The organism is Streptomyces sp. AgN23, from assembly GCF_001598115.1.
Lineage (GTDB): Bacteria > Actinomycetota > Actinomycetes > Streptomycetales > Streptomycetaceae > Streptomyces > Streptomyces antimycoticus.
This window is the reverse complement of sequence record NZ_CP007153.1, coordinates 6,293,592-6,305,663: the sequence shown is the minus strand read 5'-3', so window position 1 is coordinate 6,305,663 and position 12,072 is coordinate 6,293,592. Positions and strand designations below refer to the sequence as shown.

Genomic DNA, 12,072 nt, shown 5'->3' with positions numbered 1-12,072 from the left:
CCTTCCCCGCCTAAAGGTGGGGGATTCCAGCGGTCGCCCGCTGGGTTTCCTGCTTCATCGACGACTGCCCCGTCCGGGAGGACTCCCGTTGAGGTCTTACACCGTCTCCACAGGCAGACGCCGCCAGCCCGGCGGCCAGGATGTTGCGTGCCGCGTTCACATCGCGGTCATGCACAGTGCCGCACTCACACGTCCACTCGCGGACGTTCAGGGGCAGCTTCTCGCGGACCGTGCCGCAGCTCCCGCACAACTTGCTGGACGGGAACCAGCGATCGATCACGACGAGCTCGCGCCCGTACCAGGCGCACTTGTACTCCAGCATCATGCGCAGGTCCATCCATGCCGCGTCCGAGATGGCGCGCGCGAGGCGGCCGTTCTTCAGCAGGTTACGGACGGCCAGGTCCTCGATCACGACCGTTTGGTTCTCACGGACGAGACGAGTCGACAGCTTGTGCAGGAAGTCCCGGCGCCGGTCGGCGATGCGGGCGTGGACTCGGGCCGCCTTCACCCGGGCCTTGGTCCGGTTGCTGGAGCCTTTCGCCTTCCGCGACAGCTCCCGCTGGGCCTTGGCCAGGCGGGCTCGGTCGCGGCGTTCGTGCCGGGGGTTGGCGATCTTCTCCCCGGTGGACAGGGTCACCAGGGAGGTGATCCCGGCGTCCAGGCCGACCGCCGCGTTCGTGGCGGGGGCAGGGGCGATGGTGTCCTCGACGAGCATCGAGACGAACCAGCGGCCCGCGCTGTCGCGGGACACAGTCACCGTCGTCGGCTCCGCACCCTCCGGGAGGGGACGGGACCAGCGGATGTCCAGCGACTCGGTCATCTTCGCCAGCGTCAGGCGCCCGTCGCGCCACGTGAAGGCGCTGCGGGTGTACTCGGCCGACGCGCGGGACTTCTTCCGGCTCTTGTACCGGGGGTACTTGGCCCGCTTGGCGAAGAAGTTCCCGAACCCCGTCTGAAGATGACGCAGCGCCTGCTGGAGCGGGACGGAGGACACGTCACTCAGGAAGGCGAGTTCCGCGGTCTTCTTCCACTCCGTCAGGGCGGCGGACGACTGCAAGTAGGAGATGCGGCGCTGCTCGCCGTACCAGGCCCGCGTGCGCTCCTCCAACGCCTTGTTGTACACGAGGCGGACACAGCCGAACGTGCGGGACAGCTCGGCTGCCTGCTCGTCCGTGGGGTAAAAGCGGTACTTGAACGCCCGCTTGACCTGCTGCGTCACGCCTCACATTCTATCAGTTCCCTTGTGAGTGGGCGTCGGCCGGTGGTCGGTGGGCGCCGAATCGCCCTGACGACGATTCCGCTTTCCTTGCCCAGCTCCACAGGAGTCCGCTTCCTCCCCGGCCTGAAGGCCGGGGTACCCACGGGGAAATCCTGATGAGCGAGGAGCGCAGAAGGCAGTACGGCCCGGAGGGCACGGACGGGGGCCCGGCCCTCACCCTGCGGGTGCATCAGAACAAGTACCTCCCCGCCTCCGCGGGCCGCACGGAGATGCATGCCATCGTCAGCGTGCGGGCCCGCGGCCTGGGCCCGGCGGCGGCCCGTACCGCCGCTTCGGAGGTCATCGTCATCGACTGCTCGATGTCGATGAGCTGGCCGCCGACGAAGATCGCGGCGGCTCGGCGGGCCACCGCCACCGCGGTCGGCATACTCCGCGACGGCACCCGCTTCGCGATCGTCGAGGGCACCGAACAGGCCCAGGTCGTCTATCCGTTCACCGGCGGCATGGCGGTCGCCGGGCCCGACACCAAGGCCGCCGCCGCCCGGGTCGCGGCCCGGCTGCCCGCGGTCGGCGGCACCGCGATCGGCTCCTGGCTGGATCTCGCCCGCCGGCTCCATCTGCGGCAGCCCGCCGCGATCCAGCACACCCTGCTGCTCACCGACGGCCGTAATGAACACGACCCGCCCGGCTATCTGGACAAGGTGCTGGACGCCTGTGCCCCGCATTTCACCTGTGACGCGCGCGGGATCGGCGACGGTTGGGACGCCGCCGAGCTGAAGCGGATCGCGCGCCGGCTGCACGGCAGGGCCGATGCGGTCCTGGAGGACGCCGCGCTGGCCGCCGAGTTCGAGGAGATGGTCTCCGCCTCGATGGCCAAGGCGCTGGCCGGAGTGCGGATCCGGATCCGCACCCGGGCGGGCGGCCGGGTCGGCTTCGTCAAGCAGGTGCACCCCACCCGGGTGGACGTGACCGACGAGGGCGTCCGCCCCGATGAGCGCACCTGGGAGTGGACCACCAAGGCGTGGGGCGACGAGACCCGCGAGTACCAGGTGTCCGTGCTCGCCGATCCGCGGGGCGATCCGACGGGCGAGGACGTCGAGCTGGCCACCGTGGAGCTGGCGGTGGAGGGCGATACCGCGCTGCCGCCGCCCGAGCCGGAGTCCCTGCTGGTCCAGTGGACGGACGATGTGCTGCTGTCGTCCCGGATCGACCCCCGGCTGGCCCACTACGATGCCGACTCCGAGCTGGGCCACGCCATCACCGCAGGCTGCGACGCCTACGAGGCGGGTGACCGGGAGCGGGCCCGCGGCCAGTGGGGGCGCGCCGTCCAGCTCGCCCATCAGCTCGGCAGCGAGAAGATGCTGACCCGGCTGAGCGGGCTGGTCCACATCGTCGACGCCGCCACCGGCGAGGTGCGGATCCGCGAGCCCATCCGGCCGCTGGACCTCAACTCGGCGATCATCGTGTCGGAGGAGAGCGTCCACTTGGTGGGGGTGGAGCGCCCGAGGGCCGCCGCGCCGCCCGCCGCGGATGTCATCTGCCCGGCCTGTGGGCGCCGGTCGCCCGCCACCGCCGAGTTCTGCCAGCAGTGCGACACTCCGCTGGGCGCCGAACCGGGCGGCGCTCCGCTGGGCACCGAACCCGGCGGCGCGACATGAGCGGCACCCGCGCCTTCCTGGTCCGCCGGCTGATCGCCCTGCTCGTGGTCACGGCGGTCGCCGTGACCACGCTGCTGGCCGCGTACTACGGCGTCAGCCGCAACTCCGCGGCGGTGACCGACCGGTCCACCCCGGCGATCCTGCAGGTCGCCGCCTCCATCGACGCGCTGAACGCCTCCTATGACGACGCGAAGCGCAGCATCTCGAGCCCCACCGCGGAGTTCGAGGGGCTCAGCGAGGAGTACCGCGACCAGCTCTCGACGGCCAAGCAGAGCCTGGCCCAGGTGTCCAAGAGCACCATCGGGGGCGAGTCGGCGCGCGGCTCACTGCGCACCACCGCGGCGCTGGTGACGTCCTACGGCGACACCGTCGAGCAGGCGTATGCGAACCGCGACAACCCGACGCTCCGGGATGCCTATCTGGGGTACGCCGACTCGATACTGCGGCATGGCCACAGCGGCATCCTCGACCGCCTGAAGGCGGTGCAGAAGCGGCAGTTCGACGTGTTGGACGACCAGACCTCCTTCGGCTGGCTGCTGACGTTCGCCTGGTGGCTGCTGGTGCCCGGGCTGTTCCTCACGCTGGCGGCGCTGCTGGTGCACACCCAGCGCTTCCTGCGGCACCGCTTCCGCCGGCTGGTCAATCCCTGGCTGGCGGCGGCGACCGCGCTGCTCATCGCGCTGCTGCCGCTGGCCGCCTTCACGTATCAGACCCAGGACCGGCTGGAGTCGGCCGGGGCCAGCCTGACCCAACCGGGCATCGGCCACACCGGCGGCCCCACCGCCAGAAAGGTGGCGAGGACGATGCGGAACGCGCACTGGCAGGCCGGTGCGGTCGGCTGGATACCCGTGGGCGGCGCCGTGCTGGCCGCGCTGATCCTGGTCGGTCTGCAGCCGCGTATCGACGAGTACCGGTTCCAGTCCCGATGAGCGCGGCGAAGCGGTCCGGTCAGGCCACGGCCACGGTCCTCGGGCTGTGGATGGTGCTGCTGTGTGTCGTGGGCGCCAGCGATACGAGCGGCTGGCAGTCGCGCGGCAGCGTCAGCGTGCTCGCGTCCTGGACCGGCGCCGAGGGCGAGGCGTTCCGGCACCTGCTGGACACGTTCACCCGGCGCACCGGCATCCATGTCGACTACCAGGGCACCACCGCGCTGCGCGAGGTGCTGTCCTCGGAGGTCGGCTCGGGAACGCCACCCGATATCGCCGTGCTGCCCAGCTCGGGCGAGCTGGCCGCCTACGCCCGCCAGCGCCAGCTGACCCCGCTGGACGGAGTGCTCCCGAGCCAGGAGCGCAAGGCGTACGGGCGGCTGTGGACGCCCCGGCTGAGCGCCGACGGTCCGGTCTACGGCATCGCGGTCAAGGCCGATCTGAAGAGCATCGTGTGGTACGACCACGACCGCCGCCGGGACACGCTGCCCGGCCTCGCCGCCGACGGCCGCCAGTGGTGCGTCGGCATGGGCGACGACGCCACCTCCGGCTGGCCCGGCACCGACTGGATCGAGGATCTGCTGCTCCAGCAACAGGGCAGATCCGTCTACCAGGACTGGGCCACCGGCGGGCTGCCGTGGACGGACCCGCGGGTGAAGCGGGCCTGGGAGAGCTGGGGGTCGCTCTTCGGCAGGGACACCGCGCGCACCGCGCTGACCACCGACTTCCGCGAGGCCGGGAGCAAGCTGTTCCACGCGGACCCGCCGTGTGCACTGGAGCACCAGGGGTCGTTCATCCGCAGCGGCTACCCCCGACCGGACAAGGCGGACTTCACCTTCTCCCGCAGCCTGCTCCCCGATGCCGACCGCGGCTCCACCGCCCGGGAGGTGTCGGGGGACTTCGCCGCGATGTTCCGTGACACCCCGCAGGCACAGAAGCTGATGCGCTATCTGGTGTCGGCCGACGCCCAGCGGACCTGGGGCCGGCAGACCGCCACCAAGAGCACCCACCCGTTCTTCGCCAACCCTGGCGTCCCGCTCGACGCCCAGGGCGACGACAAGGTGGACCGGAAGATCGCGGAGACCCTCCGGGACTCGGCCTCACTGTGCCTGGACGCCTCCGACGCCATGCCCACCCGGATGCGGCTCGCCTTCCAGCGCGCCGTACTGACCTACCTCAGCGACACCACCAGGCCACCGGACGGGCTGCTGCGCAGCCTGGAGAAGGTGCGCCAGAGCCTGCGCCGCGCCCCCGACCAGCCCTGGCTGTCGACGGTCTGCGGCTGAGCGGGCTCACGGCACCATCTCGTCCGGGCAGGGCGTGCCCCGCGGCAGCTGGTACTTGCCCGTTATCCGGTAGACACCGGCCCGGGGGGCGTGCAGCACCGTCCACTCGTCCTCCGGCTGGCCCTCCTCACCGCCCTCGGTCTGCTTGGTGAGGCAGCCCTCGCGGTTGACCGGCAGCTGGTCGTCCTCCCCCTTCGGGGCCCGGACGCTGTGCCCGTCGTTGTCCACCAGACCCAGCCACGGCGAGTACGGGATGCGGATGAGCACCGGGCCCTTGGAGCGGACCGACAGCACCAGCTGGTCGGCTCCCGCGCGCTGCACGGTGGCGGGCGGGTCGGCGATCTGCGTCGGGTCCTTGACCTCGTACAGCTTCCAGTTGGCGTCCGACCAGACCTGGCGCAGATACGGCAGCTCGGTGCCGAGCAGCTTGGCCTCCTGCTCCGCCGCGGTGTCCGGGTCGTCCGCGGGCAGCACCACATAGTGCACCGCCCAGCGCTTGAGCCATTCGTGGTAGCTGGCCGGGGTCAGGGTGTCCTCGCCGTAGAAGATCGGGTTCCGGTCGAGGTCGCGCTGGCGGTTCCAGCCGCGCGCCAGATTGACGTACGGGGCGAGCGCGGAGGACTCGCGGTGGCTGCGCACCGGAACCACCTCGACCCGGCCGCGGTCGGCCTTCTCCCGCTTGAGCCGGTCGACCAGCGGCGCCAGCTCACGGGCCCAGGACGCCGAGGGGGTCGTGTGGATGACGTCGTCGGCGGTCTTGACTCCCTGCCAGACCGTGACGGTCGCGAGCGCCAGCACCAGGACGGTCCAGCGGCGGCCCGCGGGCGTGGAGCGCAGCTCGGCGCGCGGCGGCTTGCGCAGGGCGGGCAGCACGGCGATCAGCACCACCCCGCCGAAGATCATGCCGAGGCGGGAGATATTGGTGCCGATCTGGGAGGGAATCACCCAGGTGAGCACCACCCCGAAGCAGTAGAGCCCGGCCCCGACCCGCACCGTCGACCAGGTGCGCGGCACGCACATCAGCACGGCGGCGCCGGTGATGAACGGCAGGATCACCGACCCGATGCCCATCGGCTGCTCACCGGAGAACGGGAACAGCCACGCCGACAGGCCGACCACCAGCGCGGGCGTGATCCCCAGCGCGTACGCGGCGGGCCGCCGCTTGGTCAGCCACAGACCGGCGGCCACGACGCCCACGAACAGGCCGGCCACCGGGCTGGACATGGTCGACAGCGCGGCCAGCAGGGCGGCCAGTATGAATCGTCCGGTTTTGTGGTGCCAGCGCCGGGACCGCCACCTGCGCGGCCAGGCGAAGATCACGGCCACCGCCGCGAGCCCGAACATCGCGCCGAGCCCGAAGGTCACCCGGCCCGAGATGGCGTTGCAGGTCAGCGCGAACGTGCCGTAGAGGGCGGGCCACAACGGCCGCCGTACGGCACGGCTGCGCACCAGCAGCAGCGCGAGCAGCCCGGCGGACAGCGTCCCCGCGATCACCATCGTCGAGCGGACGCCGAGGACCGCCATCAGATAGGGCGAGATGACGCTGTACGAGACCGGGTGCATCCCGCCGTACCAGGCCAGGTTGTACGCCGAGTCCGGATGCTGGAGGGCGAACTCCGCCCAGGCGTCCTGCGCGGCGAGGTCACCGCCGCTGTTCGCCAGCAGCGCCACCCACAGCAGATGCAGCAGCGCGGCGGCGGCCAGCGAGGCGCACACAGGATGGCGCAGGGCCGTCCGGGCGCGCTGGAGCAGCCCGCCGGAAGCGGCCCGGCCGCTCTCACGCTCCGCCTCGGCCGGGCCCGTCGGCTCGTCCGGCCAGCGCTGCGTGGGTACGCGTATTCGTGCGGCGGTGCTCTCCTCCGAGCCCCCGCCTTCATCGGCCCGTGTCGGATCCACGGTGGTCACTGCGGCTCTCCCCGTCTTCCCCCGAGGTCTGCCCCATCGTCCTCAACCCCGCACCGGATCGCTCCGGTTCGCATGCGGCGGGTCCAGGCCGGGGACCCACCGACGCTAGCACGCGCCGGCGGCCCCGGACCGCGTCAGGCCCCGGCGGCGTTTCGCGCCGGGGCCGCTCCGCTTGTCCCCTTGAGTCCACTTCCCCGCTGGGTCAGCCAATACGGGTCAGTTTCGAGCCGAACGACGGCTCGGACAAGTCATCCTGCAGGGCCACGGGCGCCGTGAGCTGTCCGGGGCCCGTGCCCACGGTCACCTCGCCGACGACCGTGCCCGCCTTGGCGGAGTGCGGCACCTTCTTACCGCCGTCGCCGATCTTGATGTCGACCCCCAGACCGGACCAGCCGACCGCCTTCAGATCCTTGGTGGCGACGACCGGCGTGGTGCCGCCGAGCCCGTCGTCGATCTGACCGACCACATCGCCCTTCTTGATGACGGTGGCCGAGGTGAGGGCGTCCTGCAGGGTGCTGATCAGCTTGTAGCTGTTGGTCTGGGCGAGCTGGAGGCTGGCGTCCAGCGTGGTGGTCGCGCGCTGTTCGAGGACGACACCGAGGATCCGCTGCTTCTTGCCGTCGATCGTCCGCACGGCGCCCCACATCAGCGCACCGCCGGCCGGGGTGGACGAACCGGTCTTGATACCGATCACGCCCGGCTTCACCAGCAGATTGTTGTTGTTGTAGATCCGGTCGTCGAGCCCCGGGATCTCGGTGTTGGGCGTCGCCACGACCCCCCGGAACGCCTCGGACTGCATCGCCGCCTTCGCCAGCTTGAGCTGGTCGGCCGCGGTGGACTTGGTGGACTCCTTGAGGCCGCTGGGGTCGGTGTAGGTCGTCTGCTTCATCCCCAACCCCTCGGCCGCGTCGTTCATCTTCTTCACGAACGCGTCGAGCGACCCGGCGTCCCAGCGGGCGAGCAGCCGGGCGATGTTGTTGCTGGAATTGATCAGCAGCAGCTGGAGCAGCTGATGCTGGGTGAAGGTCTGCCCCTCCTTGACCTCCGCCCGCGACTCGTCGGCGGACTTGGCCTCCTCGGCCGCCTGCGCGTCGATCGTGATCTTCGGACCCTGCGCGTCGCCCTTCAGCGGATGGTCCCTGAGCACCACATAGGCCGTCATGACCTTGGTGACGCTGGCGATCGGCACGGGCTTCTGATCTCCGGAGGTACCCAGGCTGGCCACGCCCTCGACCTCCGCGGCCGACTGCCCCTGGTCGGGCCACGGCAGGGACAGCTCGCCGCCGCCGAAGCGGTAGGAGGAGTCGGCGGTGAGCTTCAGCGACGGCTCCGGCAGCGGCCGCAGCGCCTGGACGACACCCAGGATGATCACGAGCAGCGCGGCCAGCGGCGTCCAGATCTTGACCCGGCGGACCGCCGTCCGCATCGGCGTCTCGGGCTTGGGCGGCGTATTGGTCAGCTGCGCCAGCAGGTCGAGCGGCGCGGGCTGCTTGCCGTCCGAGGTGATCGGCGGCAGCGGCTGCTGCTTGGTCCGCTCGGCCTCGGGCACGCCGGTCGGCGGGGCGGCGGGGGCCGACGGCGCGGCGGACGCGGCGGGCGCGGTGGAGGGCTTCGACGGGGCCGGGTCGTCGGGGGACCGCAGCGGTACGAACTTGCTGGTCCGCTCGTTGTCCGACTCGGCGGCGGGCTTCTTGCCTTGCGCCTTCTCTGAGGTCTTGGCGTCGGACGGCTTGGCCTCCGGCGACTTGGCCTCGGACGCCTTCTCGGACGTCTTCTTGTCAGCCGGGGGGCTGACCGCCTTGAAGGCGGTGGTCGGCTGGTCGACGCCCTTCTTGCCGTCCTTTCCGGACTTCTCCGGGAGCAGGCCGAAGGCGGCCGTCGGGCGGTCGACCGGCTTGCCGGAGGCGTCGCCGTCCGCATCGGACGCGGCGGCCTTCTCGGACGCGCCCTTGGGCTCGTCCTTCTCGGCCTCCTCCTCCTTGACCGTCTCCTTCTTGTCCTTGTCCTTGTCCTTGCCCTCAGCCTTGGCGTCGCCGTCCGCCTTGGGCTTGACCGTACGGAAGACGGCCGTGCGCTGATCCACCGACGACTCCGACAGCTCGTCGCCGTCCTCGCCACCCTCGGACACATCTTCAGCCATCGCGTCGGCGTCCGCCTTGGGCTTGACCGTACGGAAGACGGCCGTGCGCTGATCCACCGACGACTCCGACGACTCGCCGCCGTCCTCATCCGCCTCGGTCCCGGCTTCGGCTTCGGTATCGGCCTCGGTATCGGCCTCGGAGGCACCGTCAGCCTCTACGTCGGCGTCGGTGCCACCGGCACCCTCCGTGTCATGGTCCGCTTCCGGCTCCACGTCCGCCTCGGGCGCATCCCCCTTGGGCGATGCTTCCGGCGCACCGGAATCCGCCTCCGGCTCGTCCTTCGCCTCCGACGTCCCGGAACCTTCACTCCGTTCACCATCGCGAACACCAGAAACCTCTGCGTCGCCCCCGTCGGCAGCCGGCGCCTTCGGTTCCGCTTCAGCCTCCGCTTCGGCCCTCGCCCCGGGGGCCGCCTCGGAGGTCACATCGGGATCGCCGGAAGCCGACCGCGGCTCACCGGAACCCGACCGGAGGTCGTCGGACACGACGGCGACCGCCGTCGAGCCCTGGGCCTCCTCCGCTTCGCGCGAGATCGCGAGCCGCGGATCGCTTTCTCCCCTAGCCGTCTCCCCCGACGACTTCTGCTGATCCGACCTGCCGGGGGACTCGCCCGCCACCGATGCCTCCTCGATATGTGTCGCGGGACGCCCTACGCCCCGTGGCGTCACGTCCCGCAGCCCAAGCTCTACCAGTGTCCTGTGTGTCCGGCATGCGATAGCGCAACGCCACAGCCGGAGAGCGTCCTCAGGTGCCCGCCCACCCGCTAGACGAGAAAGACATACGCACTGGTTCCCACCCAAACCCCCCAGGCACTCTCGACAGACCAATGTGAGAGGGGTCACCCTGTCATTCATCCACGCGGGGAGGCATGGATGGGCAGGAGCCGCAGAACAATTCCGGAGGAGCTTCTGCTGCTCGCTTTGGACCCGACCACGGGTACCACGGCGCAGCCGCAGTCGCTCGACCTGGGTCTTGCCGGGGCACAGCTAGTGGAGCTGGCCCTGGCCGGACGGATAGCCCCTGACGGGGATCGTATCGCCGTGGTGCTGCCACGGCCGACCGGAGATCCGACTCTGGACTCCGCATTGGAGTTGCTGCGCCGACGCGGCAGCCCGGTGCGCGCGGTCCACTGGATCGGCGGGCCCCGGCTGGGGCTGCGCCAGACGTACCTCACGCACCTGGAGCGTTGCGGCATGGTGCATGCCGTGGCGGGCCAGATGTGTGGCGTACTGCCGACGACGCGCTACCAGGCGACGGACACGGCGATCAGCCGGGAGATCAGGACCCGGCTGGACAGCGCGATCCGCACCGGCGTACCGCCGGACCCGCGGACCGCCGCGCTCGCCGCCCTGGCCCACGCGGTCGGGCTCGGCAAGCATCTGTATCCCGGGAACGAGGGGCGCTCCTCGCGCTCCAGGCTCCGGGATCTGATCCGGCACGACCCGATGGGCGGTCTCGTGGCGCACGCCGTGATGGACGTGCAGAACGGTGTCGCCGCGCAGCCACGGCGCGCACCGGCCCCGGGCCGGCAGGCGGGAACAGGCGCCGCGGCGGAGCCCGCGGCCGGCGTTCCGGCCCAGCCGTCCCGCCGCGGGAGCATGGCCCGCGTCGGAGCGCGCTGAGGCCCCTTCGGGGCCCTACCGCACCACCACGTACAACCAGCCCGTCGAACGCACCAGCAGCCCGTCAGCGGGGCGGCGGAGACCGTTCCCGGCACCGTCCGGGGCGGAGCGCCACTGTCCGGCTCCGGGCGGCACCGAGCACCACTCACGCTCCACCGACCGCACCGCAGTCCCCACTGATCCGGTTCGGGAGCCGCTGAAGCGCGCGGGGTGGTGGGACGGCCGTTTTGGACGACCGGCCGTCCCACCGCCCCGCGCGCGCGTTCGTCCACCGTGGTGCGGCCGCCTTTGTGCGGCCATTTCCCAGCGCGCCCCCGTCCGGTAGTGGCAGGCTGCTGAACAGCAGAAATCAGCAGCACGAAGCCGGAGGTGCACGTCCTGTGACATCGAACGTCGGCCCCACTGTCCGGCGACGCCGGTTGGGCCAGGAGCTGCGCAGACTCCGCCAGGAGAAGGGCATGACGGCGGAGGAGGTGGCAGAGGAGCTGATGGTCTCCCAGTCGAAGATCAGCCGACTGGAGAACGGGCGCCGCAGCATCAGCCAGCGCGATGTGCGCGACCTGTGCCGCACCTACAAGGTGGAGGACAAGGCGCTGGTCGATTCCCTGATGCAAATGGCGAAGGAGTCGCGCCAGCAGGGCTGGTGGAACGCCTTCGGCGATGTGCCGTACAGCGTCTACATCGGTTTCGAGACAGACGCGGCGTCCCTGCGGGTCTATGAACCCCAGGTGCTCCCCGGCCTCTTGCAGACACCGGACTACGCGGAGGCGGTGATCAGCGGCGCCCTCCCGGAGGCCCCGCAGGACCAGATCGCCCAGCGGGTCCAGGTCCGGCTCAGGCGCCAGGAGCGGATCACCGATCCGCTGGCCCCGCTGCGACTTTGGGCGGTCGTGGACGAGGCGGCGATGCGCCGGGTGGTCGGCAACTCGAAGATCATGAGCGATCAGCTCGACTATCTGGTCCGGATGAGCCACGAGCCCCATGTGACGGTCCAGGCGCTTCCGTTCGACATGGGGTCGCATCCGGGGATGAGCGGGCAGTTCACCATCCTGGAGTTCTCTGACGAGTCGGACACCAGCGTCGTCTATCTCGAGGGCGTGACCAGCGACCTGTATCTGGAGAAGCTCAGCGATGTGCAGAGCTACAGCATGATGTACGAGCACCTGCGGGCCCAGGCGCTGAACGCGGATCAGAGCCGCCAGTTCATCACCGAGATGGCCCAGGAACACGCCCGCCGGCACCAGGAGGAGGGCGAGGCCGCCCCGGCGGACTGACGGGGGACCGGAACGCTCCGGTGCGAGAGATGAGGGGCGGA

The 12,072-nt window shown here is 70.9% G+C and carries 8 protein-coding genes; 5 read left to right on the top strand and 3 right to left on the bottom strand.

What is annotated here, in order from left to right; translation table 11 throughout:
• Positions 1–10: 10 nt before the first annotated feature.
• Positions 11–1,219 (bottom strand): RNA-guided endonuclease TnpB family protein, encoded by a 1,209-nt coding sequence (locus tag AS97_RS27395; protein ID WP_210565821.1) that lies wholly within the window; start codon positions 1,217–1,219, stop codon positions 11–13.
• Positions 1,220–1,374: 155 nt separating this feature from the next.
• Here AS97_RS27395 and AS97_RS27390 point away from each other — a divergent pair, with 155 nt between their 5' ends.
• From AS97_RS27390 to AS97_RS27380, 3 genes are read left to right on the top strand one after another with little or no spacing between them, the layout of a single operon-like run.
• Positions 1,375–2,877: a VWA domain-containing protein gene (locus AS97_RS27390; RefSeq protein WP_210565820.1), complete on the top strand. Its 1,503-nt coding sequence runs from the start codon at positions 1,375–1,377 to the stop codon at positions 2,875–2,877.
• Complete coding sequence (locus AS97_RS27385) at positions 2,874–3,806, top strand: hypothetical protein (protein WP_059148852.1); 933 nt, start codon at positions 2,874–2,876, stop codon at positions 3,804–3,806. The genes AS97_RS27390 and AS97_RS27385 overlap by 4 nt, the downstream gene beginning before the upstream one ends.
• Positions 3,803–5,089 (top strand): ABC transporter substrate-binding protein, encoded by a 1,287-nt coding sequence (locus tag AS97_RS27380; RefSeq protein ID WP_210565819.1) that lies wholly within the window; start codon positions 3,803–3,805, stop codon positions 5,087–5,089. The genes AS97_RS27385 and AS97_RS27380 overlap by 4 nt, the downstream gene beginning before the upstream one ends.
• Positions 5,090–5,095: 6 nt before the next feature.
• On the opposite strand, the gene AS97_RS27375 is transcribed toward AS97_RS27380, so the two are convergent.
• Both AS97_RS27375 and AS97_RS27370 read right to left on the bottom strand, forming a co-directional pair.
• A complete protein-coding gene (locus AS97_RS27375) occupies positions 5,096–6,994 on the bottom strand; it encodes an MFS transporter (RefSeq protein ID WP_059148854.1) in 1,899 nt (632 codons plus the stop codon).
• A gap of 202 nt (positions 6,995–7,196) precedes the next feature.
• Positions 7,197–9,347 carry a D-alanyl-D-alanine carboxypeptidase gene (locus AS97_RS27370; protein WP_349017602.1) on the bottom strand — a complete coding sequence of 717 codons (2,151 nt, stop codon included), beginning with the start codon at positions 9,345–9,347 and terminating at the stop codon, positions 7,197–7,199.
• Positions 9,348–10,007: 660 nt separating this feature from the next.
• Between AS97_RS27370 and AS97_RS27365 the strand changes: the two genes are divergently transcribed.
• Complete coding sequence (locus tag AS97_RS27365) at positions 10,008–10,757, top strand: GPP34 family phosphoprotein (RefSeq protein WP_059148856.1); 750 nt, start codon at positions 10,008–10,010, stop codon at positions 10,755–10,757.
• 380 nt (positions 10,758–11,137) lie between these two features.
• Entirely contained in the window at positions 11,138–12,031 is an 894-nt protein-coding gene (locus AS97_RS27360; protein WP_014054303.1) for a helix-turn-helix transcriptional regulator, read from the top strand.
• The last annotated feature ends 41 nt before the right edge of the window (positions 12,032–12,072 follow it).